This window comes from Variovorax guangxiensis (genome assembly GCF_003952165.1).
GTDB lineage: Bacteria > Pseudomonadota > Gammaproteobacteria > Burkholderiales > Burkholderiaceae_C > Variovorax > Variovorax guangxiensis.
In genome coordinates this window covers 978,068-999,900 of the sequence record NZ_RXFT01000001.1, presented here as the reverse complement: position 1 = coordinate 999,900, position 21,833 = coordinate 978,068, and the positions used below count along the sequence as shown (strand labels likewise).

The 21,833-nt window shown below is 68.1% G+C and carries 24 protein-coding genes; 12 read left to right on the top strand and 12 right to left on the bottom strand.

What is annotated here, in order from left to right; genetic code table 11:
- On the bottom strand, nucleotides 1-2,343 hold the full coding sequence (locus EJP67_RS04810) for a type VI secretion system Vgr family protein (RefSeq protein ID WP_126019980.1): 2,343 nt from the start codon (nucleotides 2,341-2,343) through the stop codon (nucleotides 1-3).
- A 183-nt stretch (nucleotides 2,344-2,526) separates the two neighbouring features.
- A complete protein-coding gene (locus tag EJP67_RS04805; RefSeq protein WP_126019977.1) occupies nucleotides 2,527-3,663 on the bottom strand; it encodes an iron-containing alcohol dehydrogenase in 1,137 nt (378 codons plus the stop codon).
- 143 nt (nucleotides 3,664-3,806) lie between these two features.
- On the opposite strand from EJP67_RS04805, the gene EJP67_RS04800 reads away from it, so the two are divergent.
- Both EJP67_RS04800 and EJP67_RS04795 read left to right on the top strand, forming a co-directional pair.
- A complete protein-coding gene (locus EJP67_RS04800) occupies nucleotides 3,807-4,724 on the top strand; it encodes an alpha/beta hydrolase (RefSeq protein ID WP_240650533.1) in 918 nt (305 codons plus the stop codon).
- The gene (locus EJP67_RS04795) at nucleotides 4,721-5,620 is read left to right on the top strand and encodes a YbgC/FadM family acyl-CoA thioesterase (protein WP_126019973.1); all 900 of its coding nucleotides are present in this window, start codon (nucleotides 4,721-4,723) and stop codon (nucleotides 5,618-5,620) included. The genes EJP67_RS04800 and EJP67_RS04795 overlap by 4 nt, the downstream gene beginning before the upstream one ends.
- On the opposite strand, the gene EJP67_RS04790 is transcribed toward EJP67_RS04795, so the two are convergent.
- Together EJP67_RS04790 and ygfZ are read right to left on the bottom strand one after the other, a co-directional pair.
- The gene (locus EJP67_RS04790; protein ID WP_126019971.1) at nucleotides 5,614-6,546 is read right to left on the bottom strand and encodes a hypothetical protein; all 933 of its coding nucleotides are present in this window, start codon (nucleotides 6,544-6,546) and stop codon (nucleotides 5,614-5,616) included. The two genes, EJP67_RS04795 and EJP67_RS04790, sit on opposite strands and share 7 nt — an antisense overlap.
- A gap of 151 nt (nucleotides 6,547-6,697) precedes the next feature.
- Nucleotides 6,698-7,624, bottom strand: a complete 927-nt coding sequence (gene ygfZ, locus EJP67_RS04785) for a CAF17-like 4Fe-4S cluster assembly/insertion protein YgfZ (RefSeq protein WP_126019969.1) — start codon at nucleotides 7,622-7,624, stop codon at nucleotides 6,698-6,700.
- Nucleotides 7,625-7,746: 122 nt separating this feature from the next.
- On the opposite strand from ygfZ, the gene mltG reads away from it, so the two are divergent.
- From mltG to EJP67_RS04755, 6 genes are all read left to right on the top strand, one after another.
- Nucleotides 7,747-8,769, top strand: a complete 1,023-nt coding sequence (gene mltG / locus EJP67_RS04780; RefSeq protein WP_126019967.1) for an endolytic transglycosylase MltG — start codon at nucleotides 7,747-7,749, stop codon at nucleotides 8,767-8,769.
- Nucleotides 8,766-9,422 (top strand): dTMP kinase, encoded by a 657-nt coding sequence (tmk, locus tag EJP67_RS04775; protein ID WP_126019965.1) that lies wholly within the window; start codon nucleotides 8,766-8,768, stop codon nucleotides 9,420-9,422. Before mltG ends, tmk begins: the two co-directional genes overlap by 4 nt.
- Nucleotides 9,419-10,435, top strand: a complete 1,017-nt coding sequence (locus EJP67_RS04770) for a DNA polymerase III subunit delta' (protein ID WP_126019963.1) — start codon at nucleotides 9,419-9,421, stop codon at nucleotides 10,433-10,435. Before tmk ends, EJP67_RS04770 begins: the two co-directional genes overlap by 4 nt.
- On the top strand, nucleotides 10,432-10,818 hold the full coding sequence (locus EJP67_RS04765; RefSeq protein WP_126019960.1) for a PilZ domain-containing protein: 387 nt from the start codon (nucleotides 10,432-10,434) through the stop codon (nucleotides 10,816-10,818). The genes EJP67_RS04770 and EJP67_RS04765 overlap by 4 nt, the downstream gene beginning before the upstream one ends.
- 113 nt (nucleotides 10,819-10,931) lie before the next feature.
- The gene (locus EJP67_RS04760) at nucleotides 10,932-11,738 is read left to right on the top strand and encodes a TatD family hydrolase (RefSeq protein WP_126019958.1); all 807 of its coding nucleotides are present in this window, start codon (nucleotides 10,932-10,934) and stop codon (nucleotides 11,736-11,738) included.
- Nucleotides 11,735-12,415: an ankyrin repeat domain-containing protein gene (locus tag EJP67_RS04755; protein ID WP_126019956.1), complete on the top strand. Its 681-nt coding sequence runs from the start codon at nucleotides 11,735-11,737 to the stop codon at nucleotides 12,413-12,415. The genes EJP67_RS04760 and EJP67_RS04755 overlap by 4 nt, the downstream gene beginning before the upstream one ends.
- A gap of 185 nt (nucleotides 12,416-12,600) precedes the next feature.
- Here the strand turns inward: EJP67_RS04755 and EJP67_RS04750 are convergent, their stop codons facing one another.
- From EJP67_RS04750 to EJP67_RS04730, 6 genes are read right to left on the bottom strand one after another with little or no spacing between them, the layout of a single operon-like run.
- Nucleotides 12,601-13,194: a TetR/AcrR family transcriptional regulator gene (locus EJP67_RS04750; protein ID WP_276312231.1), complete on the bottom strand. Its 594-nt coding sequence runs from the start codon at nucleotides 13,192-13,194 to the stop codon at nucleotides 12,601-12,603.
- A gap of 59 nt (nucleotides 13,195-13,253) precedes the next feature.
- On the bottom strand, nucleotides 13,254-13,559 hold the full coding sequence (locus EJP67_RS04745; RefSeq protein WP_126019954.1) for a high-potential iron-sulfur protein: 306 nt from the start codon (nucleotides 13,557-13,559) through the stop codon (nucleotides 13,254-13,256).
- Nucleotides 13,556-13,711 carry a hypothetical protein gene (locus EJP67_RS33540; protein WP_165909548.1) on the bottom strand — a complete coding sequence of 52 codons (156 nt, stop codon included), beginning with the start codon at nucleotides 13,709-13,711 and terminating at the stop codon, nucleotides 13,556-13,558. Before EJP67_RS33540 ends, EJP67_RS04745 begins: the two co-directional genes overlap by 4 nt.
- Nucleotides 13,712-13,750: 39 nt before the next feature.
- Nucleotides 13,751-14,284: an NUDIX hydrolase gene (locus EJP67_RS04740; protein ID WP_126019952.1), complete on the bottom strand. Its 534-nt coding sequence runs from the start codon at nucleotides 14,282-14,284 to the stop codon at nucleotides 13,751-13,753.
- A gap of 10 nt (nucleotides 14,285-14,294) precedes the next feature.
- Nucleotides 14,295-15,737 carry a trypsin-like peptidase domain-containing protein gene (locus EJP67_RS04735; protein ID WP_126019949.1) on the bottom strand — a complete coding sequence of 481 codons (1,443 nt, stop codon included), beginning with the start codon at nucleotides 15,735-15,737 and terminating at the stop codon, nucleotides 14,295-14,297.
- Complete coding sequence (locus EJP67_RS04730; RefSeq protein WP_126019946.1) at nucleotides 15,737-16,159, bottom strand: universal stress protein; 423 nt, start codon at nucleotides 16,157-16,159, stop codon at nucleotides 15,737-15,739. Before EJP67_RS04730 ends, EJP67_RS04735 begins: the two co-directional genes overlap by 1 nt.
- Nucleotides 16,160-16,296: 137 nt before the next feature.
- Here EJP67_RS04730 and EJP67_RS04725 point away from each other — a divergent pair, with 137 nt between their 5' ends.
- The 3 genes from EJP67_RS04725 (at nucleotide 16,297) to EJP67_RS04715 (ending at nucleotide 18,800) form a co-directional block, all read left to right on the top strand.
- Nucleotides 16,297-16,824 (top strand): flavodoxin family protein, encoded by a 528-nt coding sequence (locus EJP67_RS04725; protein ID WP_126019944.1) that lies wholly within the window; start codon nucleotides 16,297-16,299, stop codon nucleotides 16,822-16,824.
- 19 nt (nucleotides 16,825-16,843) lie between these two features.
- Nucleotides 16,844-18,349 carry a trypsin-like peptidase domain-containing protein gene (locus EJP67_RS04720; RefSeq protein ID WP_240650494.1) on the top strand — a complete coding sequence of 502 codons (1,506 nt, stop codon included), beginning with the start codon at nucleotides 16,844-16,846 and terminating at the stop codon, nucleotides 18,347-18,349.
- Between the two features lie 76 nt (nucleotides 18,350-18,425).
- Nucleotides 18,426-18,800 (top strand): TraR/DksA family transcriptional regulator, encoded by a 375-nt coding sequence (locus EJP67_RS04715; protein ID WP_126019942.1) that lies wholly within the window; start codon nucleotides 18,426-18,428, stop codon nucleotides 18,798-18,800.
- Between the two features lie 49 nt (nucleotides 18,801-18,849).
- On the opposite strand, the gene EJP67_RS04710 is transcribed toward EJP67_RS04715, so the two are convergent.
- Nucleotides 18,850-19,311, bottom strand: coding sequence for a hypothetical protein (locus EJP67_RS04710; RefSeq protein ID WP_126019940.1), 462 nt, complete (start codon nucleotides 19,309-19,311; stop codon nucleotides 18,850-18,852).
- Nucleotides 19,312-19,477: 166 nt separating this feature from the next.
- On the opposite strand from EJP67_RS04710, the gene EJP67_RS04705 reads away from it, so the two are divergent.
- Nucleotides 19,478-21,142 (top strand): PHA/PHB synthase family protein, encoded by a 1,665-nt coding sequence (locus EJP67_RS04705; RefSeq protein WP_126019937.1) that lies wholly within the window; start codon nucleotides 19,478-19,480, stop codon nucleotides 21,140-21,142.
- Nucleotides 21,143-21,182: 40 nt separating this feature from the next.
- On the opposite strand, the gene EJP67_RS04700 is transcribed toward EJP67_RS04705, so the two are convergent.
- Nucleotides 21,183-21,767, bottom strand: a complete 585-nt coding sequence (locus tag EJP67_RS04700) for a hemerythrin domain-containing protein (RefSeq protein ID WP_126019934.1) — start codon at nucleotides 21,765-21,767, stop codon at nucleotides 21,183-21,185.
- Between the last annotated feature and the right edge of the window lie 66 nt (nucleotides 21,768-21,833).

Sequence of the window (21,833 nt, the reverse complement as noted above, 5' to 3'; positions counted from 1 at the left end):
TCAGAGCAGGACCTTCAGCGCCTGGATGCCCGCGCGCAGGCCGCCCGTCCTGATCTCCGTGCCCACGAGCTGGATGAGCGCACCGGCGTCGCCCAGCGACATGGCCTTGTTCTTCCACTCCGCGCCCACGGCCTCCAGCTTCACGCCGATGGCCTGCGCCTGCACGCCCATGGCCATCGAACGCACGGCCAGCACGCCCAGCGAAATGCCCGACACGTCCATGTTCAGGCCGGTGCCACCCAGGCGGAACCACCTCCAGTCGCTGCTCTTGGAGTAGTTGTTGGTATAGGTGGCGGAGTTGTTGGTGTAGTTGACCGTCAGGTTGTTGTACGTGTTCGACGTCGTGTTGTAGACGTTGGTGTTGATGACGTGCTGCGTCGTGTTGTGGATGTGGTTGGTCGTGTTGAAGGTCACGTCCGGCGAGGTGTGCACCGTGGGGCCGGTAACTGTGGTGGTCGACGGCCCGTTGACCAGCACGTCGTTGGACGTGTTGATGGTGTCGTTTCGGCCGTCGCTGACGAAGCGGATTTCCTTGCCGTCGATGGTGCCGTGGAAGCCGCCGGTGATGGCCAGCTCGACGCCGCCGGTGATGGTGTCGTTCAGCCCGCCGCTGAGCATGCGCGTCTTGCCGCCAGAGATGGTCTGGTTCACGCCGCCGGTCACGGTCTCGGTGAAGCCACCGGTCACGCTGCGGGTGTCGCCGCCGGTGATGGTCTCCTTGGCGCCGGCGGTGATGTCGCGCGTCTCGCCGTCCTGGTAGGTGGCCGATTCGTGGCCCTTGATGAGGGTGGTGCGGGTGCCGTCGGTGGTGTGGGTTTCGTCCGCTTCCACTTCGACGTCGAGGTTGCGCTCGGCGTGCAGCAGGATCTGCTCGGCCCCCGTGCGGTCCTCGAAGCGCAGCATGTTGGCCTGGTTGGCCGCGCCGCCGGTGCTGGAGCGCGTGAGGATGCCGCTGGCCGTGGCGTTGGCGGGCAGCTCCCACGGCGGCATCTGGTCGCTGTTGTAGACGCGGCCGGTGACGATGGGGCGGTCGGGCTCGCCGCCGATGAAATCGACGATCACTTCCTGGCCCACGCGCGGCATGTGCATGGTGCCGTAGTTGGCGCCGGCCCAACTGCTGGACACGCGCACCCAGCAGGAGCTGTTCTCGTTCGACTGGCCGTAGCGGTCCCAGCGGAACTGCAGCTTCACGCGGCCGAAGCGGTCGGTCCAGATTTCCTCAGGGCCGACCACCGTGGCGGTCTGCGGGCCGTTGGTGCGCGGGCGCGGCGTCTTGCGCGCGGGGCGGTAGGCCACGGAGGAGGGCAGCACGGTGAAGTCGAACTCGCACACCGATTCGCTGCTGCCGCCGGTGGAGTACTCGGGCTCCTGCAGGTCGTAGCGCGTCTCGGTGACGAGGTATTCGCGGTTGTCCGACTCGCGCGGGCAATGCGTCATCTGGAACAGGTAACCCGGTGCCATGCCCACCACGTTGGTGTGGCCTGAGGCCAGCTCGTGCGCGCACTGCAGCTCCTGCAGGCGGATCTTGGCGTAGGCGTCGCCCTGCTGGTGCTCCGTGTAGCCGCCGAGCCATTCGTAGACCTCGTAGGTCGAATGCTCGTGAGGCTTCGGGTCTTGCTGCACGCTCTGCAGCGACGCGCGGGACTTCCTGAAGTCGAAGTCGTCGAGCATCACGCGGCCGGAGGTAATCTGCTCCGTCACGCGCCACTGGTCGATGCAGGGCTCCAGCGCATTGACCACGCGGTCGCGCGGACGGTAGGCGATGCTGGCATGGCCGGGCAGCGGCTGGTAGCTGCCCGAATCGTCGGCCAGCACCAGCAGGTGCGAGCCGTTGCTGTGCTCGAAGTGATAGGCGATGCCTTCGTGCTCCATGAGACGGCTCACGAAGGCGAAGTCGCTCTCCTGGTACTGCACGCAGTATTCCCAGGCGGGATAGCTGCCGGTGAGGCGCTTCTCGAACTGGAAGCCGTACTTGCCCAGCACTTCGTCGAGCACCTCGGGCACGCTCTTGTTCTGGAAGATGCGGCAGTCGGTGGTGCGCGTGAGGTACCACAGCCATGGCTGCACCAGCGCGCGGTAGATGTAGTGGCGGCCGGTTTCGTTGGCGCGGCCCACGAGCTCGAAGCGCACCACGGTGCCGTTGAGAAAGCGCGGTGCGCCTTCGTCGGCCAGCTCCAGCGTGAGCGAAGTGCCGAGCAACTGCTTCAGGTCGAGGCTGAAGCTGCTGCTGACCATGTCCACCTCGAACTCGAAAAGTTGAGAGAGGCCCTCCCGTCCCCGCATCGAGCGGAACTTGAGCTGTTCGGTGCTCAGGACGGTGTGGACTTGGACTGTGCGCTGCATTCGGAACTTCCCTGACCCTTGGGTTTCTGCGGCTGAGAAACCTTCGGTGACAGTCTAGAAATCCCTTATGTCACATAAATGACGTGAGGGGCGCAGAGAGCGTCTTTTCCCTCTGAAAACGCCTCGAAAACGGTCACTGAAACAATGTGTAGAAGAAGCCCTTACAGGCCTCTTACGCGAGCCTTACATGGAGGCTTCGAGCATCGCCTTGTAATCTTCGCGCGTGGCCAGCCGGGGGTTGGTCTTGTGGCAATGGTCGGCCATGGCGCCATCGATGATCTGCTCGAACATCGCGGGCGTCACGCCCACTTCGGCCAAGCCCCTGGGCAGGCCCAGGCGCGCGTTCATGTCGCGGATGGCATCGCCGAGATCGCCGGCCGAATCGAGGTGCATGGCCTGCGCCATGCGCTGCAGGCGCTGTTCCTTGCGCACCGACTCGGCGCCTGAATTGAAATGGATCACCGCGGGCAGGAAGAGGGCGTTGAGCGTGCCGTGATGCAGTCGTGGATCGACGCCGCCCAGGCTGTGGCTCAGCGAGTGCACGCAGCCCAGTCCCTTCTGGAACGCCATCGCGCCCTGCATCGACGCGCTCATGAGGTTCAGGCGCGCCTCGCGGTCGCTGCCGTCTTTTGTCGCGCGCTCGATGTGGCCCCATGCGCGCTCGAGGCCGTCGAGGCCGATGCCGTCGGCCGGCGGATTGAACGCGGCCGACATGAAGGTTTCCATGCAGTGCGCGATCGCGTCCATGCCGGTGGCGGCCGTGAGCTTCGGCGGCAGGCCCAGCGTGAGCTCCGGGTCGCAGATGGCGGCCTTGGGCATCAGGAACCAGCTGTGGAAACCGAGCTTGCGGTGGTCGTCGACGATGACGATCGCGCCGCGCGCCACTTCGCTGCCGGTGCCGCTGGTGGTGGGCACCGCGATCAGCGGCACCACGCGCTCGGTGATGCGCGGCGAGCCGCCTTCGATGGTTGCGTAGGTCTTGAGCGGGCCTTCGTGCGTGGCCGCGATGGCGACGCCCTTGGCGCAGTCGATGGCGGAGCCGCCGCCCACGGCGATCAGGCCGTCGCAGCGGCCGCTGCGGTAGAGCTCCACGGCCGCGCGCACGGCCGCTTCGGTGGGGTTGGAGGGCGTCTGGTCGAAGACCGAGACCTCGAGGTCGGCGATGGCGTCGAGCGCCTTCTGCAGCACGCCGGCCGCGCGCACGCCGGCGTCGGTCACGATCAGCGGGCGGTTGATGCCGATGCGCGCGCATTCGCTGGACAGCAGCTTGATCGCGCCGAATTCGAACTGGATCTGGGTGAGGTATTGGATGAGGGCCATGGATGTGGGGATGTCCCGGTAGGCACGGGGCAGTACGATTGCCAACCAGCCAAATCTAACAAGAGCGAACCGTCTTGCACACGAAAGAAACCCTTGCCGCTGTCGCGCCCGGAACACCGGCGGGCACGCGGCTCACGCCGAAGATGGCCAGCGTCGTCGAACGCATGGCCCGCGCAGGCCACCCGCCGCTGGACAAGCAGACCCCCGAGGAGGCCAAGGCCTCCTACGAAAAGGGCGCCGGCGTGCTCGAAGTGCCGAAGCCCGAGCTGGCGCGCGTCGAAGACTTCACCATCGCGGCGCGCGACGGGTATGCGATTCCCGCGCGGCTGTACGCACCATCGTCAGCGGTGCTGCCGGTGCTGATCTATTTCCACGGCGGCGGCTTCACGGTCGGCAACATCCGCACGCACGACACGCTGTGCCGCGTGCTGAGCGCGAAGAGCGGCTGCGTGGTGATCTCCGTGGACTACCGGCTCGCGCCCGCGCACAAGTTCCCGACCGCGTCGAACGACGCTTGGGATGCCTTCCAGTTCATCGCGAAGGAGGGCACGGGCCTGGGCCTCGATCCGTCCAGACTGGCCGTGGGCGGCGACAGTGCCGGCGGCACGCTCGCGGCCGTGTGCGCCATCCTCGCGCGCGACGCGGGCCTGCCGCTCTTGCTGCAGATGCTGATCTACCCCGGCACCACCGCGCACCAGGACACAGCCTCGCACCTGCGCCATGTCGAGGGCCCGCTGCTGACCAAGGCCATGATCGACTTCTTCTTCGCGCAGTACGTCAACACCCCGGCCGACCGCGACGACTGGCGCTTTGCGCCGCTCTTGGCCGACGACGTCGACGGCGTGGCGCCGGCCTGGATCGGCCTGGCCGAATGCGACCCCGTGGTGGACGAAGGCATTGCCTACGCCGACAAGCTGCGCGCGGCGGGCGTGCCGGTCGACCTGGAGATCTACCGCGGCGTGATCCACGAATTCATCAAGATGGGCCGGGCGATTCCGGAGGCGCTGCAGGCGCAGGACGACGCGGCCCGGGCAATCAAAGAGGCACTACTGGCACCATGAGCAACACGACGACAGCTACCGAACGCAAGGACTTCCGCTTCTTCCACCGCCTGCGCGTACGCTGGGCCGAAGTCGACATGCAGAAGATCGTCTTCAACGCGCACTACCTGATGTACTTCGACACCGCCATCGCCGACTACTGGCGCGCGCTGGCGCTGCCGTACGAGGAGTCGATGCACGCGATGGGCGGCGACCTGTACGTGCGCAAGGCGACGGTCGATTTCCGCGCTTCGGCGCGCATCGACGACGTGCTCGACGTTGGCATGCGCTGCGTGCGCATCGGCAACTCGTCGATCGTGTTCGAAGGCGGGCTGTTCCGGCAGGACCAGTTCCTGGTCGGCTGCGAGCTGGTCTATGTGTTCGCCGACCCGGCGACGCAGACGTCGAAGCCGGTGCCGCCGGCGCTGCGCGAAGTGCTGCTGGGCTACGAGGCTGGCGAGGCCATGCGCACCATCGAGACGGGCGACTGGGCCACGCTCGGCGAAGGCGCCGGCGCTTTGCGGCGCGCGGTGTTCATCGAGGAGCAGAACATTCCCGAATCGCTGGAGTGGGACGAGCAGGACGCCGTGGTGCTGCATGCGGTCGCGCGCAACCGGCTCGGGCAGGTCATCGCCACGGCCCGGCTGCTGCCGGCCGAGAACGGCATCTCGCACATCGGCCGCGTGGCCGTGCATCGCAATCTGCGCAGCGGCGGCCATGGCGCCGCGGTGATGCAGGTGCTGGAGGAGGCTGCCAGGGAGCGCGGCGCCAGCGTGGTCGCACTGAACGCGCAACGCAGCGCCGAGCGCTTCTATGCGCGACTGGGCTATGTGCCGCATGGAGACGGCTTCGAGGAGGCCGGCATTCCGCACATCGAGATGCGCCGGCCTCTTCGGTCCTCTTCTTCCTCTCAGTAACGGCTCGGCGGATCGGGCACATAGCCCGGGTCCGAGCCGGGGAAGGGCGACGGCCCCGCGGGACGCGGCCAGCGCGGAGGGGGCGGCACCGGGATCACGCCTGCGGCGACGAGGTTCTCGCGGCTGTCGTAGCGGATGCGGACCACCTCGTCGGGCGACGACTGCGCGCGCTCGAAGGTCGTCTTGCCAACGTACGAGGTTTCGCGGCGGCCGTGTGCGGTGCCGAGGCTCGGGCTGGGCGCGGATTGGCGGGCCAGGCTGCCGGAAGATTCGGCGGCCGCAGCGGGAGCGGCGTTGTCGGCTGCGCCTGCCTTGGCCCGCGCGTCGCCCTGGTACGACGACGATTCGCCGCGGCGCTCGCGCTCGGGGCCGTATCCGCCGTATTCATCGCGGCGCGGGAACGGCGTGAGCGGCGCAGGCGGCGGTTCGGGCATGCGCTCGCGGAACATCGCGACGCCGATCACGCCCACGTCGTCCGGCCGGCCGGTGCGGCTGGCGTAAGAGTTGCCGGCCGCGGCGAACTCGAAGGCGGCGATCTGCGAATCGCTCTTGCGCCAGCCGGTGATGTCGCTGCGCTCGCGGGCGCCGAAGACGTAGCCGTTCTGCCCGACGCCAGCGGTTTCGCCCGTGACCACGTTGACGCCGTCGACGGACATCACGGCCATGATGCGCTCGCCCATCGCGTTGCGCGCCCGGATGGCGTAGCGCGCGCCGGGGCGGCCGGCCACCCAGTATTCGCCCCGATGGCGGTAGATCGGCAGTTCGGCGCCGCTGCCGCGGTCGACCACGCTGATCTGCATCAGCGAGCCGATGCGGCTGGACGGCGTGGAGGGAACGTAGGGCCGTTCCGAGGTCTGCGCGCAGGCCGGGAACGACGAGGCCACGGCGCTCAGGGCCAGGGCGGTGGAAAAGAGTCTGCGCTTCATGGTGTTTCCTTGCCGGAGTTGATCGGTGCCGGCTTCTACGGCTCGGCAACGGCAACGGGGTTAGGAGACGCGCAAAAAAATGGCGCCGTCGATTTTCGACAGCGCCAAACACCCGCTTTGAGGGCGTTGGGGGTTTAAAGGGTGCGCAGGCTCAGATGTCTTCGAGCAGCGGGTAGGGCAGCGGCTCGACCGTGAGCGCCGGGCCGTCGGCCGCGCCGGCGCGCAGGCCACCGGCCTCGAGCGCGGCGATCTGCATGGAGATCAGCGCGGACCAGCCGCCATCGGGCGCCGGCGCGGCCTGCGCCACGGTGCCCACCGGCTGCCCGGCGTCGCCGGCGGCGAACACTTCCTGCCCCACGGCCACCGGCGCATCGGCCTGGACGAGGTAGGTGCGCCGCTTCAGCGTGCCGCGGAACTGGCTTCGCGCGACCACTTCCTGGCCTGGATAGCAGCCCTTCTTGAAGTTCACGCCGCCCACGGATTCGTAATTGATCATCTGCGGCACGAAGGCGTCGATGACGGGCGTGGTCAGCGTCACGATGCCGCTGCGCACCTCGCTCCATTGCCACAGGTTGTCGTCCAGAGCCGGGCCCGTGGGCGCGGCATGCCCGGCCGGAGCGATCCAGAGCGCGCGAGGCACGCCGTCGGCCGGGTAGAGCGACACGGCGCTGACTTCGTCGCCGACAGCCGTGCGCTTGCCGGGCGGGGCCGCCGCGTCGAGCCCGTTGGCGGTAAGGGCGGTGCCGGCCAGGCCGTACAGCGCGTACTGCTCGGTGGCGTCGCTCAGCTTGGCCTTGGCGCGCAGCACATACATCGACAGGCGCTTGAGCGTGGCGGCAAGGATGTCGCGGCTGCACACCAGCAGGATCAGTTCCGGTTGCGGCTTGATGCCGATGAAACTCGCGATCACACGGCCCTTGGCGGTGCACAGCGCGGCCAGGCGGGCGTCGGAGGCTCCGAGCAGGGAGAAGTCCTGTGTGAGCTGGCCGTGGAGGAAGCTGGCGGCGTCCGGACCTTCGGCACGGATCACGCCGAGATGGGAGAGGGCGGTCACCCCATTGAGAACGACAGTGGTCATCGCTGAATTATCATGGCCGGGCCTGTTCCTTCGAGGCGGCAGGGGCTCCAGCCCTTCGGTTCGCAAGGGCACCGTTTTTTGATTGCCTCCGGCTTTTTCCCCGTCATCCCCACATCGGACTCGTGCGCAGTTTCTTCCTCACGCTCTTCCTGCTCGCCGCCCTGGCCGTGCTTGCGCTCGGCGGCGCCGGCCTTTGGTGGGTGCATCAGCCGCTCAAGCTGCCTGCGCCCAGCGTCGACCTGTCGGTCGAACCCGGCACCACGCCGCGCGGCATTGCCCAGGCGGTGGCCGACACGGGCGTCGACGTGCAGCCGCAACTGCTCTACCTGTGGTTCCGCATCTCTGGGCAAGACCGCCAGATGCGCGCCGGCAGCTACGAACTGGAGCGTGGCGTCACGCCCAAGCTGCTGCTCAACATTCTGGTGCGCGGCGAGGAAGCCACCCGCAGCGTGGTGCTGGTGGAAGGCTGGAACATCCGCCAGGTGCGCGCCGCGCTGGCCAAGGCCGATCAGCTCAAGCCCGAGAGCGTGGGCATGACCGACGAGGCGCTCATGGCCAAGCTGGGCAAGCCCGGCCTGCACCCGGAAGGACGCTTCTTCCCGGACACATATACCTACTCGAAGGGCTCGACCGACATCGCCCTGCTGCAGCGCGCGATGCGCGCCATGGACAAGAAGCTGGAAGCTGCCTGGGCCGCCCGAGCCTCCGACTTGCCGCTGAAATCGGCCGATGAGGCGCTGATTCTGGCCAGCATTGTCGAAAAGGAGACAGGCAAGGCCAACGACCGCGCGGAAATCGCGGCCGTGTTCTCCAACCGCCTGCGCATCGGCATGCCGCTGCAGACCGACCCGACCGTCATCTACGGCATGGGCACCGCCTTCGACGGCAACCTGCGCAAGAAAGACCTCCAGACCGACACGCCCTGGAACACCTACACGCGCGGCGGCCTGCCGCCCACGCCGATTTCCATGCCCGGCAAGGCGGCGCTGCTGGCGGCGGTGCAGCCGGCGCAAAGCAAATCGCTGTATTTCGTGTCTCGCGGCGACGGCACCAGCCAGTTCAGCAGTTCGCTCGACGATCACAACCGCGCGGTCAACCGCTACCAGCGCGGCGGCGACACCAAACCGAAGGCAACGACCCAATGAGTGACCAAGGCTTGTTTCTGACGCTGGAAGGCATCGACGGCGCGGGCAAGTCGAGCCATCTCGACGCGCTGGAGGCGCTGTTCAAGGCGCAGGGCCGCACGGTCGTGCGCACGCGCGAGCCCGGCGGCACGCCATTGGCCGAAACGCTGCGCGGGCTGGTCCTCGAGAAGCCGATGGATCCGCTGACCGAATCGCTGCTGGTGTTCGCAGCCCGGCGCGACCACATCGCCCAGGTCATCGGCCCGGCACTGGCGCGCGGCGATGTGGTGCTTTGCGACCGGTTCACCGATGCCACCTTCGCCTATCAGGGCGGGGGGCGCGGTTTCGACAACGCCGTGTTGTCGACTCTCGAGCAATGGGTCCAGGGGCAGGCGGGCGGCACGAAGCTGTTGCAGCCACGGATCACGCTGTGGTTCGACCTCGCTCCCGAGATCGCCGCACAGCGGCTGGCCGGTGCTCGCGTGCCCGACAAGTTCGAGGCGCAACCGGTCGAGTTCTTCCGCCGCGTTGCCCAGGGCTATGCGGAACGCGCAAGCGCCGACGCGCAGCGCTTCGTGCGCATCGACGCCAGCCAGACGCGCGAGCAGGTCTGGCTGCAGATCGAGTCCGCGCTGAGGGCGCATGGCGTGCTGGCCGGAGGTCGCGCCGGATGAGCGCCGAGGCACTGTCTCCCTGGCTGCGCCGGCCGCTGACCGAACTGCTGCGCCAGCGCGGCCACGCCTGGCTGCTGCAGGGCCCGTCGGGCATCGGCCAGTACGAGCTGGCGCTGGCACTGGCGTCCGCCTGGCTGTGCGAGCAGCCGACGGAGGAGGGCACCGCCTGCGGCAATTGCCCGAGCTGCCACGCCATCGAGGTGCGCACGCATGCCGACCTCTGCGTGCTGATGCCGGAGGTCGCGATGCAGGAGCTCGGCTGGCCGCTCGACGAAAAGGCGCAGGCGGACATCGACGACAAGAAGCGCAAGCCCAGCCGCGAGATCCGCGTGGAGGCGATGCGCGACGCGGTCGGCTTCGCCCAGCGCACCAGCGCGCGCGGCCGCGGCAAGGTGGTGCTGGTGTATCCGGCCGAGCGCATGAACACGATCACGGCCAATGCGCTGCTGAAGACGCTGGAGGAGCCCGTGGGCGACGTGCGCTTCGTGCTCGCCAGCGAGGCCGCGTGGCAGCTGCTGCCGACCATCCGCAGCCGCTGCCTGGGTTTCACGCTGCCATGGCCCGCAACCGCCGAGGCCGAGGCCTGGCTCGCCGCGCAGGACGTGCCCGCCGCCGACGCGGCCGCCTTGCTGCGCGCCGCCGGTGGCCGGCCCAGCGATGCACTGAAGCTCGCGCGCTCGGGACAGTCGCCCAAGGCCTGGGCACTGCTGCCCAAGGCCATGGTGCGCGGCGACGTCGGCGCGCTGGCCGATCACGCGCCCGCGCAGGCTGTCGGCGCGCTGCAGAAGCTCTGCCATGACCTGATGGCCGTCGGCAACGGCGCCGCACCCCGTTTCTTCGAGGCCGCCGATCTGCCCGCTGCACCGCCCCGACTGGCGCTCGCGCGCTGGTCGAAGTCGCTCGCAAGCGCCGCGAGAACCGCGGAGCACCCGTTCAACGCCGGCCTCATGCTCGAAGCGCTTGTGAGCGAAGCGCGAACCACCCTAAACTCTGCCGCTCGTCGCCGACCATGAACCAACCTGCCGCATCCGCTGCACCCGCAGCATCCTCTACACCCGCCCGGCCGAGCGTCATCCAGCTCGCCATCAAGGAAAAGGGCGCGCTGTACGCGGCCTACATCCCGCTGTTCGCCGAGGGCGGCATCTTCATTCCGACCACGCGCGAATACCGGCTCGGCGACGACGTCTACGTGCTGCTGACGCTGCCCGAAGACCCGCAGCGCTACCCGGTGGCCGGCAAGGTCGCCTGGATCACGCCGCCGCGCGCCGCCGGCAACCGGGCGCCGGGCGTGGGTATCCGTTTTCCTTCCGACGAGAAGTCGCGCCAGCTGAAGGCGCGCATCGAGGCGGCACTCGGCGGCTCGATGGCCTCCGATCGCCCCACGCAAACCATCTGAGTTTTCCGCCCCGTCCTCGTGACGCGGAACTCGGTCGACGGCGCCTGCCTCCCATACGAAACCCGGCAGTCCGGGCCAGACAAGGGGGTGCGCCTCGCATCCCACCATTTCCGATGTTCACAGACTCCCACTGCCACCTCAGCTTTCCCGAATTCGCGGGCCAGATGCCGCAGATCCGCGCCGCCATGGCCGCGGCGCAGGTCGACCGGGCGCTTTGCATCTGCACCAAGCTCGAGGAATTCGACGAAGTGCAGGCCTTGGCCGCCAGCTACGACAACTTCTGGGCCAGCGTGGGCGTGCACCCCGACAACGAGGACATCGCCGAGCCCTCGATCGAAGATCTGGTTCGGCTTTCGCAGCGGCCGCGCGTGGTCGCCATCGGCGAGACCGGCCTCGACTACTACCAGATGGAAGAGCGCAAGGGCGGCCGCAGCATTTCCGACCTGGAATGGCAGCGCGACCGCTTCCGTGTGCACATCCGCGCTGCCCAGCAGACGCGCAAGCCGCTGATCATCCACACCCGCGAAGCCTCGGCGGACACGCTGGCGATCCTGAAGGAAGAGGGTGAAGACGGCTCGCCCGGCGCTGCCGGCGGCGTGTTCCATTGCTTCACCGAGACCGCCGAGGTGGCCCGCGCCGCGCTCGACCTGGGCTTCTACATCTCGTTCTCCGGCATCCTGACCTTCAAGAAAGCGCAGGACCTGCGTGACGTGGCCGCCTTCGTGCCGCTGGACCGCATGCTGATCGAGACCGACAGCCCGTACCTCGCGCCGGTTCCGTACCGCGGCAAGACCAACAACCCGTCTTACGTGCCCTATGTGGCGCAGCAGATCGCCGAACTCAGGCAGATGCCCGTAGAGGCCATCGCCAAGGCCACGAGCGACAATTTCGAAGCATTGTTCAGGGAAGTCAAATCATGAAAAACTACTTCAAGAAATCCATCTATCTTGTTGTCATTGTTGCATCTTTTGCAGCGAACGCTGGTTCGTTCGAAGACTTCTTCCGCGCCGTTCGCGGCGACAACGCCAGCGGCGTCAGCAACCTGATCCAGCGCGGCTTCGACCCCAACACGCGCGACGAGCACGGCCAGACCGGCTTGCTGATCGCGCTGCGCGAGCCCTCGCCGAAGGTGATCAAGGTGCTGATCGAAGCGCCGCAGACCGATGTGGACATCGCCAGCCCGAAGGACGAAACCCCGCTGATGCTCGCTGCGATCAAGGGCCAGCAGGACGTGGTCGCCCAATTGCTCAAGCGCGACGCTGCCGTCAACAAGACCGGATGGACGCCGCTGCACTACGCGGCCACCAGCGGGCAGATCGCGATCATGAAGACGCTGCTCGAGAACTTCGCCTTCATCGACGCGCAATCGCCCAACGGCACCACGCCGCTGATGATGGCCGCCATGTACGGCTCCAACGATGCCGTGAAGCTGCTGCTTGAAGAGGGCGCCGACACAACCATGAAGAACCAGCTGGGCATGACCGCCGTCGACTTCGCCAACAAGGCGAACCGCTCGGAAGCCGCCTCGATGATCGCCGCGGCCGCCAATGCGAAAGCCAGCGCGGCCAAGGCCGTTCCCAAGGACGGCAAGTGGTGAGCTTTCGTTCTTCTTCGGCGCGGCTGCTGCTGAGTCGTGCAGTGGATGCCGCTGCCTGCGGCGATGGCCGGTTGGACTAGCTCCCTGCGCGGTATAATTTTCACACAATGTGCGTTATGTTAAATAATGCGCGCGGGAGGCAACCAGGAGTTCTGCCCCATTGCCGGCAAGCTACCCTGTAGAGCCTACGCGCCGTAGGCCCTCATGAAGACCCGAACAGCCTCTTGCAGAAGAGCCTTGTTTTCCCGGGTATCCGGCATGTCGAGCTTCAGCATCCCGCGGATGTGGCCGGAGCCCAGGAACATCGACAGGAACAGGTCCGCTGCCTGGAGCGGATTCCGCACCTTCAGCGTGCCCGCCGAGCTGGCAAGAAGCAGATATGCAGCCAGCTCGTCCATCACACGCTCCGGCCCCTCCTTGTACAGCGCGCGACAGACTTCCGGTTGCGCCCCCGCGACGCCATAGACGGCGCGCAACGCGCCCAGGGCGTCCCCGCGCGCCAGCGCGAGAAACCGCTCCCCAATCACCAGCAGCACCTTCTCCGGCTGGTTCGGGTCCAGCGCCCCGGCCCCGGGGAAGCCAGCCATCACGGCTACTGTCCTGTCGCGCACGACCGCCTCGAACAACCCCTCCTTGGAGCCGAAGTTGCTGTACACGGTCATCTTGGAGACGCCCGCGTCGGCAGCGATGGCATCCACGCTGGCGCGCTCCAGACCATGGCACTGGGTGGCGGCTGGGAGCCCAGCGAGAGCCGCGCGGTCGCAAATCGATAGCCGCACTTGGCCGGCCTCGCCTCATTCGCACGCGCCATGCGCTTGAAGCTGACGAAATCGGTCCGCTAGACCTTCCTGGACCAAGCGCTGCACCAGCCTTTGGCGTTGACTTGCTTGCCGGCAAACAGTGCGCAGTTGCCTTGCGCATCCGTCGGCTTGGATTGCCAAAGCGCACAGCCGTTGCACAGCTGCGCGTTGTCATGCTTCGGGAACTTCTTCACGTCGGCCTTCGCCGAGTCGGCTACATAACTCAAGGCCACGGCCTGCGGGTCTTTTTCATCGAGCCGAGCCTGTGCGAAAGAGCCGGTGGCGGTAACGGCCGCCCCTGCTGCGGCAAGCGTGAGCATGAAAGTTCTGCGGTTGGACTTCATCGTGAGTCTTTCGTTGTGTGCGAGATGGTTTCCAGGCCGTTCGGCGAAGAATTCCGTTCATTCAAGCCCGCCAGCACGAGGACACCAGTTGCCAGCAGCGTTGCGATGCAGAACCCCAGGATTTGCAGGGTTGCGTTCAAGGTGATGTTCATGGGGCGACCTCGTGATGGTTTTTCGGGAACGGCCTGCGGTCATTCTTGAGCGGCCGCCTGCGCGCGGCTTTGCGCAGGATCAACTGCGCGAAAGCCGTGCGGCCCGGGTGCAACATCGACCGGCCCCACTTCGTAGAGCAATTGCCCGTGGATGGCTGCCAGTGACAACGCCTGCGTCAGCACCGCGGCAAGGCTGGGCGCACAGAGCCGGGGCAACTGCTCGAAGGTGGCCCAGCGGAACGCGTCCATCTCGGGACGCCGCCGTCCATGGCGGTCGGTGTAGAAGCTGGAACACACGCAGCTCTTCGCCTCGAAGGGCCGCACCAGCGCCGCGAAGAGCCGGAGATCCTTGCCCTTGCGATAGGGGAAGAGTCCCAGTTCCCGCAGTTGCTCCGGTGACAGGCGGAGACCGCACTCCTCGCCCGCCTCGCGCGCAGCCGCTTGCGCGCCCTCCTCCTGCCCTTCGGCGGCACCCTTGGGAATGTCCCAGTAGCGGCTGTCGCTCGCGTGGCACAGCAGCAACTGCCCTGCCATGTCAAACACCAGAACGCCGCAGCTGCTCGTCTTTTCCATCGCGAAAGCCTCAGGGCACAGGCGCGGCCGCCTCGCCTGCGTGCCGCGCCACCGGAGCGCGCGCGGCACTGCGCGGGAGGATCGGCACATAGCTTCGAGCCGAGCCACGCACGACGAGCAGCGCAACCGTGTCGCTCTCCGCGACGGAGCGGATCACCGTGTCGAAGTCCGCCAGGCTGGCCACCTCCACGTCGTTGACCGCGATCAGCATGTCGCCGTATCGCAGCCCCGCCATCTGGGCCGAACCGGAGACCGATTGCACATACAGCCCCGGGGACGGCAGGCTGATGCCCAGCACACCCTTGCGCTCGATGAGTTCGAGCCCGAAGCGCGTTTCCTGCTGCGCGGCGGCGCGCGCGGCCGTACGGGGCGAGACATCGGGCGGGTTCTCGACCACGCCCACCTGCACCGTCAACGGCGCCTTGTGGCGCCAGATCTTCAGCGCGATCCGGCTGCCCGCGCGGGCAGCGGCCACGCGATTCTGTATGTCGGCGTAGCTCATCGCGGTGTCGCCTCCGGCGGCCAGCACCACGTCGCCGCTGCGAAGCCCCGCCTGCGCGGCCGGGCTGTCCGGGTCGACCCGCACGATCAGCGCTCCCTGAGTGGAGGCAAGGCCGAAGGCCGGCGCCAGCTCGGCCGTCAGGGGCTGGGTGCGGGCGCCGATGTGCCCTCGCCTCACGTGCCCGGTCGCGCGGAGTTCATCCGCGACACGCATCGCGGTATCGATGGGCAGGCTGAACGACATGCCGAAATATCCGCCGCCGGGCGAATAGATCATCGAGTTCATTCCCACCACCTCGCCCCGTTCGTCGAACAGCGGCCCGCCCGAGTTGCCTGGGTTGAGCGCCACGTCACTCTGGATCAGCGGCACGCCGCTTCCTCCAGGCATGTAGCGCGGATTGGCGCTCACCACGCCGGCGGTCACGCTGCGCTCGAAGCCGAACGGCGCGCCCATGGCGGCAACGCGCTCGCCGGGGCACAGCTCGCCGCCGCGGCGCGGAACGACGACCGGCAGGCCTGAAGCCGCGACCTTCAGCAGCGCGACATCGCTGAGGCGGTCCACTCCTGCCACCTCGGCATCGAAGCGGCGCTGGTCGGCGGTGACGATGGAGATCGCCCGGGCGCCGGTCACCGCATGGGCGCTGGTCAGGATGTATCCGTCGCTGCCGATGATGAAGCCCGAGGCGAAGCCACGCGCCCACGCCCTATCCCATGGCATGGAGGGGCGCACGTCGCCGATGGCGGGCCGGTCGCCGCTGCCTTGCGTGACCATGATGCTCACCACCGCGGGCGACTGCCGCGCGGCGGCGGCCGCGAAGTCGACGGCCTGCGATACCGGCTGACTACGTTCCATGCAGGAGCGCGCCTGCGGCCAGGCGTTCGTTCCGCCCGCGAGCGCGAATGCGCCGAGGGCCAGTGCGGCCACGCCTTGCGCGAAGGCGGTGGTTTTCATCAGCGCACCAGCAGTACCGGCACCGTGCACGCGGCCAGGACCTTGTTGGCCACCGAGCCCAGCACCAGGTTCGTCAGGGCACCGTGGCCCCTCGAGCCCATGATCACCAGGTCGAACTTCCCCTTCTGCGCAAACGCGGCGATCTCCTCGGCAGGATGTCCGATGCGGTGTTCGAAGCGCGCCTCGATGCCGTTCCTGGCAAGCAGGCCGCGCACAGGTTCGAGAACCATCCGCGCATCGTCCTCGTAGTAGCCGTGCACGATCTCCGGTCCCGCGAAAGCCGCGGCGCGATGCGGCACGGGCAGTACCACGTGGAAGACGGTGAAGTCGTGGCCCGCGCCCGACCATTCCTTGTGCGCGGCCAGGTAGGACAGCATGCGGTCCGTGTAGTCGCTGCCGTCGACGGCAAGCAGGATTTTCATGATGGTTCCTTCAGCCGGGGAGCTTCCCCGATGCAAGGATGGTCGCCGCGCGCACCGCACCGGCCCTTGATGCAGCGCAAGGCATCGGGCCCGCCCGCTGCCTACATTGGGTTTCCATGAACGCAGCAGAGGCAAGCATGAACAACGTCCTGGTGATCGTCTATTCCTACACGGGCACTTCCCGCCGCGTCGCGGAGCTGCTGTGCAGCCAGCAGAACTGGCAGCTCGCGAACATCACCGAGACGCGGCCTCGCGCGGGCGGCCTGGGCAGCCTGCGCTGCGTGATCGACTCCCTGCTGCGCCGCGAGCCCGCCATCCGCTACGACGGGCCGCCGCCGGGCGACTTCGACGCAGTGGTGCTGGTGTCGCCGATCTGGATGCTGCAGCTCGCCGGCCCCATGCGCAGCTTCGTCGCACGCCAGCGCGCCCGGCTTCCCGACGCCGCCGTGCTCTCGGTGATGGGCGGACAGGGAGCACCGAACGCGGCCGCCGAGATCGCAAAGATTCTCGGCCGCGCGCCGATCCTGAGTTCCTCGGTCACGATGCGCGAGGTGGACGACGGCAGCTGCGCGGCGCGGCTGCAGGCCTTCGGCAACGCCGTGCGCGAAGCGGAGGGCCCACAGGCCGTGGTGCGCCCCGTGACGCTGTCGCCGCAATCGAGCTGAAGCCCGGCGCCGGATCGACGTGAACACGCCTTCCATTCGCGCGAATGCGCTGCCGCGCGCCGCCCGGCTCGCCTGGGCGCTTGCGGCCAGCACCACGTTGCTGTGCGCCTGCGCGGCGCCGATATCCGCGCCCATGCCTGCGCCTGAGACGGCGTCTCCGGCTCCCGCCGCCCCGGCACGCGCCGAAGCGGCGGCAGGTACGGGCGACTTCTCGTCGCTGGTCGCCAGCCGCAGCAGGTCGGTGGTCGACATCAGCACCCTGCGCATCGGGCGCGACCTGAACCCGGAAGACATCGAACTCGAGATCGCACCCGAGCACGATTTCGCCGACCGCCTGGCCTGGCCCCTGCCCGCGAGCGCGCGCATCAGTCAGATCCGCGACCTCGCTTCGGGCCTGATCATCCGCAGCGACGGCCTGATCCTCACCAGCGCGCACGTCGTCACCAACATCGACGAAGTGCAGGTCCGGCTGGACGACGGCCGCCGCTTCACGGCGCGCGTGGCCGGCGTGGACCGGCGCACCGACGTCGCGCTGCTGAAGATCGATGCGACCGGCCTGCCGGTGGCCGTCATCGGCGATTCCTCGGCGCTCGCGCCCGGCGACTGGGTGGCCGCGATCAGCTCGCCCTTCGGCTTCCATGGCAGCGTGACGGCCGGCGTGGTGAGCGCGGTCGGGCGCGTCATGGCGGGCGCGGGCGAGATTCCGTTCATCCAGACCGACGTCGCGATCAACCCGGGCAGCTCGGGCAGCCCCCTGTTCAACAGCCGCGCTGAAGTGGTGGGCATCAACTCGATGATCTACAGCGGCAGCGGCGGGTACATGGGCCTGTCCTTCGCCGTGCCGATCAACCTTTCGATGCGCATCGCAGGCGAACTGCAGGAGCATGGCAGCGTGCGCCGGGCCTACCTGGGCGCCGAGTTCCAGGAAATGACACCAGCGCTGGCGCAGTCCTTCGGGCTGCCGGCCGCGACCGGTGCCCTGGTGGTCCGCGTCGAGCCCGGCAGTCCGGCGCAAGCGGCCGGCCTCGCGCAGGGCGACGCCCTGCTAGCGCTCGACGGAAAGCCCGTCGAGCGCTTCGCCGACCTTCCGCAACGGATCACCCAGCGCCCGCCCGGCAGCCGGGTACAGCTGGAGGTGTGGCGGCACGGCGCGCCTCAGGTACTGCGGGCGACGCTGGCCGTACAGCCGGCCGCCGCCGGCACATCCTTCACGGCCGCGCCCCTCGAATGGAACGACGGCCTGGGCCTGAGCGTGGGAGAGATCTCATCCGCCCAGCGGTTGCAGCTGAACATCGACAGCGGCCTGATGGTGCGCGAGGCCGGCGGCCTCGCCCGCAGCGAAGGCATCCGCGCGGGCGACGTGGTCGTGGCGGTGAACACGACGAAGCTCTATCGCGTCGAGGACCTCGGGCAGGCCCTCGCCCGCATACCGGCCGGAAACACGGTCGCGTTGCTGGTCATGCGCGACCGCCGGCTCGCCTACGTGGCGGTGCGCATTCCAGCCTCGCGCCGAGGCCGCTCATGACCACCTGCGACCGCCGAAGCGGGGGATGCAGAGAGTTCATCCGCAGTTCATCCATCTCAATCAAGGACAAACGACCATGAAACACCTCGATGCCACCGACCGCCGCGCCCTGCACCGGCAGCTCGAGTCGATGAAGCGGCAGGTTCTCGACGAACTCCGCGCCTCGGCCCCCAGTGCCGAACTCCTGTCCGCCGGGGACGCGCGCGATGTGACGACCCATGCCGACGAAGCCGAAGCGGAGCGTGCGGCCGACGTGCGCCTGGCCGAAATCGAGATCGACCGCAACAGGCTCGATGAGATCGACCAGGCGCTCGCACGCCTGTCGGACGGCCGCTACGGCGTCTGCGCGGACTGCCGCGCCGAGATCTCGCGTGCCCGGCTGTTCGCGCAGCCCACGGCCATCCGCTGCGCCGCCTGCCAGTCGGTGGTCGAGGCGCACCGGCGCCGTTGAAAGCCAGCGGCAGGCCGCGTCGATTGGAGCCCTTCAGCCTCGAGGCTCTTCACTGGTGGCCGCCAGCGCGGCGGACCTTGGCTGCCTTCTTCGCCTTTCGGCCCTTGGCCTTGCGCCCGGACGACGGCTTCGCATCCTTGACTTGCTGGCGATTCGCGCGGTGCAGCAGCGTCTTCTCGACATTGCCGGTCGCTGCCTCGTCACGCGCGTAGCTCACGACCCGATACACCGAACGATCGGCCGCGCCGCTGCCCATGTTGCAGATTACGGTGTCGCTGCCGCCCTCGCTCACGAACTCGGGCGCCTCCTGCTCGAGCCAGTCGTGGTTCTCGATGGTTGTTTCGATCCGGCATTCGCCTGGCACCACGATGCCCAGCCTGTGCAGGAAATCGCGCGGCCGTCCCAGGTATGCCCGGAACTCGGCGGGCGTGCATTGCCAGAAGTGCGCGTTGAAGGGTTCGTCCCGGATCACCTTGGACCGGGCGGAGAAATCGACGATCTTGGCTGGCATGTTCGGCTCCGATGGATTGAAAGGGGTTGAAGGGACAAGGCGTCCAAAGCGTAAGAGCGCCGCTTCGGCAAGACCTTGACGCCGCGCAAGGGCAAGCGGCGCGCGAGGCAGCAGACTTCGGCGCGCGACACCCGTAAGCCCCGCCGTCTTCACGGAAGGACCTGAAGTGACCCGCGAGCACAACGAATTCGACCGCTTGCTCCACGCCGTCTGGGGCCGGCTCGGCGGCGGCATGTCGCCGGCGGCGCTCATGCTGGCGTGGTCCGACTGGGCCATCCATTTCGCGACACAGCCCGGACGCGGTGCCGGACTGGCGCTGCACCAGGCCCTGCCCTGCGCCGATCCGCGGGCGCATGACCCGCGGCTGACAGCGGACGACTGGGCGGCCTGGCCCTTCTGCGTGTACCGCGACGCCTTCGAGGCAGCCGGGCGGCGGCTGCTAGAACTGGTCCGCGACGTTCCCGGCGTGGACCGGCACCACGGGCAGCTTGTCGCCTTCACCATGCGGCAATGGCTCGAGATGGTTTCGCCCGCCAACTTCCCCGCGACCAATCCGCAGGTTCTGAAGAAGACCGCAGCCACTGGCGGCATGAACCTGCTTACCGGTGCCGCCCAGGGAGCGGAGGCCATCTTCCGCGGCGCCATCGGTGCGCCTGCGGTCGGCGCCGAGGCTTTCAGGCCCGGGCACGAGGTGGCGCTCACGCCGGGCAAGGTCATCATGCGCAACGAGCTCGTCGAGCTCATCCAGTACGCGCCTTCGACGCCGACGGTGCATGCCGAGCCGGTGCTGGTCATCAGCGCCTGGATCATGAAGTACTACGTGCTGGATCTCTCCCCGCACAACTCGCTGATCCGCTACCTGGTCGGCCAGGGCCACACGGTGTTCGCCGTTTCCTGGAAGAACCCCGGCGCCTGCGACGCCGGCTTCGGCATGGACGACTACCTGCGGCTGGGCATCCGCGCCAGCCTCGACGCCGTCGAGGCCGTGCTGCCCGGGCGCCGCGTGCATGCGGTCGGCTACTGCCTCGGCGGCACGCTGATGGCCATCGCGGCGGCGGCGATGGCGCGCGACCGTGACGACCGCCTCGCCTCGCTCTCGCTGCTGGCCGCGCAGACCGACTTCACCGAGCCCGGAGAGATCGGACTGTTCATCGACGAAAGCCAGCTCGCCTTCCTCGAGGACATCATGGCGTACCAGGGCTTCCTGGGCGCGGCCCAGATGGCGGCGGCCTTCCAATCGTTGCGGCCCGGCGAGCTGGTCTGGGCACCGCTGGTGCGGACCTGGCTGCTCGGCGAGCGCCCCGCGCTGAACGACCTGATGGCATGGAACGCGGACGGCACGCGCATGCCCTATCGCATGCACGCCGATTACCTGCGCAGCCTCTTCCTCGACAACGCACTGGCCGAGGGCCACTACCTCGTCGACGGACGGCCGGTTTCGCTGGGCGACATCGACGTGCCGGTGTTCCTGCTCGGCACGCGGACGGACCATGTGGCGCCCTGGCGCTCCGTCTACAAGTTCAGCCTGCTGTGCGACGCTGACGTGAGCTTCGTGCTCACCGAAGGCGGCCACAACGCAGGCATCGTGAGCGAGCCCGGGCATGCGCACCGCGGCTACCGCATGTTGCGCCGGCGCAGGCATGGCGCGTACGTCGCGCCCGACGAGTTCCTCGACGCGTCGAGCGAAGTCGAGGGGTCGTGGTGGCCCGCGTTCCAGCAATGGCTCGCGGCGCATTCGGGGCCCAGGCGCCGCCCGCCCGCGATGGGCGCGCCGCGGCGTGGGCTGGCTCCGCTTTGCGAAGCGCCCGGCACCTACGTGCTGATGCGCTGAGCGGGAAGCGGGAAAAGGCAGGAAAGGTGGAGAGCCGGCCCTACAGCGCCGGCCCCAGCCCGATGGGCGCGGGAACGATGTTGACGATGCGCGTGAAGAGCGCGTTGTATTCGAGATCGGGCACGTGCCCTGTCATCGGGTCGCGGTTCTGCGAGAAGGCGTCGTCCAGGTCGCGCCAGTCGTCCTCGGTCAGCACCCGCTCGGCCAGCGGCAGGATCTCTCGCTCCTCCAGCGCCATGTGGTCGAGATAGAAATCGACGTACTCGCCGACGGTTTTCTCGAATTCCTCGCGCCGCGGCTCGCCCAGCATCTCGAAGGCGAGCAGCGCGTGCTCCACGTTGCGAATCCGGCGTTCGCCCTTGGCATGGTCGCTGTCGAGCCTGTCCAGCAGCTCGCGCGAGATCGGCGTGCGGGCACGCAGCCTGGGAAACAGCAGCTCCGTCTCCTTGCGGTGGTGGCGCTTCTCGGGGAATTCGTCCACGTAGAAGAGCATGGCCCTGAGCGTCGCGAAGTCGGGCAGCGTGCCCTTCCTGCGGTGCTGTTCGAGCAGCATGACGATGGACCGGAGCATGGCGGCGAGCGCGGCGTGCTCCTGGCGGATGATGCGGACGGTGGCGTGGGGCATGAGAGTCTTCCTGTGCATGCCCCGAGGGTCGCGCTTTCGCCGCGCGCGGGCTTGTTCCAGATCAAG

Coding starts and splice junctions, on each gene's coding strand:
- EJP67_RS04810 (WP_126019980.1), bottom strand. CDS start 2,343: ATGCAGCGCACAGTCCAAGTCCACACCGTCCTGAGCACCGAACAGCTC.
- EJP67_RS04805 (WP_126019977.1), bottom strand. CDS start 3,663: ATGGCCCTCATCCAATACCTCACCCAGATCCAGTTCGAATTCGGCGCG.
- EJP67_RS04800 (WP_240650533.1), top strand. CDS start 3,807: ATGGCCAGCGTCGTCGAACGCATGGCCCGCGCAGGCCACCCGCCGCTG.
- EJP67_RS04795 (WP_126019973.1), top strand. CDS start 4,721: ATGAGCAACACGACGACAGCTACCGAACGCAAGGACTTCCGCTTCTTC.
- EJP67_RS04790 (WP_126019971.1), bottom strand. CDS start 6,546: ATGAAGCGCAGACTCTTTTCCACCGCCCTGGCCCTGAGCGCCGTGGCC.
- ygfZ (WP_126019969.1), bottom strand. CDS start 7,624: ATGACCACTGTCGTTCTCAATGGGGTGACCGCCCTCTCCCATCTCGGC.
- tmk (WP_126019965.1), top strand. CDS start 8,766: ATGAGTGACCAAGGCTTGTTTCTGACGCTGGAAGGCATCGACGGCGCG.
- EJP67_RS04770 (WP_126019963.1), top strand. CDS start 9,419: ATGAGCGCCGAGGCACTGTCTCCCTGGCTGCGCCGGCCGCTGACCGAA.
- EJP67_RS04765 (WP_126019960.1), top strand. CDS start 10,432: ATGAACCAACCTGCCGCATCCGCTGCACCCGCAGCATCCTCTACACCC.
- EJP67_RS04760 (WP_126019958.1), top strand. CDS start 10,932: ATGTTCACAGACTCCCACTGCCACCTCAGCTTTCCCGAATTCGCGGGC.
- EJP67_RS04755 (WP_126019956.1), top strand. CDS start 11,735: ATGAAAAACTACTTCAAGAAATCCATCTATCTTGTTGTCATTGTTGCA.
- EJP67_RS04745 (WP_126019954.1), bottom strand. CDS start 13,559: ATGAAGTCCAACCGCAGAACTTTCATGCTCACGCTTGCCGCAGCAGGG.
- EJP67_RS33540 (WP_165909548.1), bottom strand. CDS start 13,711: ATGAACATCACCTTGAACGCAACCCTGCAAATCCTGGGGTTCTGCATC.
- EJP67_RS04740 (WP_126019952.1), bottom strand. CDS start 14,284: ATGGAAAAGACGAGCAGCTGCGGCGTTCTGGTGTTTGACATGGCAGGG.
- EJP67_RS04735 (WP_126019949.1), bottom strand. CDS start 15,737: ATGAAAACCACCGCCTTCGCGCAAGGCGTGGCCGCACTGGCCCTCGGC.
- EJP67_RS04730 (WP_126019946.1), bottom strand. CDS start 16,159: ATGAAAATCCTGCTTGCCGTCGACGGCAGCGACTACACGGACCGCATG.
- EJP67_RS04725 (WP_126019944.1), top strand. CDS start 16,297: ATGAACAACGTCCTGGTGATCGTCTATTCCTACACGGGCACTTCCCGC.
- EJP67_RS04715 (WP_126019942.1), top strand. CDS start 18,426: ATGAAACACCTCGATGCCACCGACCGCCGCGCCCTGCACCGGCAGCTC.
- EJP67_RS04710 (WP_126019940.1), bottom strand. CDS start 19,311: ATGCCAGCCAAGATCGTCGATTTCTCCGCCCGGTCCAAGGTGATCCGG.
- EJP67_RS04700 (WP_126019934.1), bottom strand. CDS start 21,767: ATGCCCCACGCCACCGTCCGCATCATCCGCCAGGAGCACGCCGCGCTC.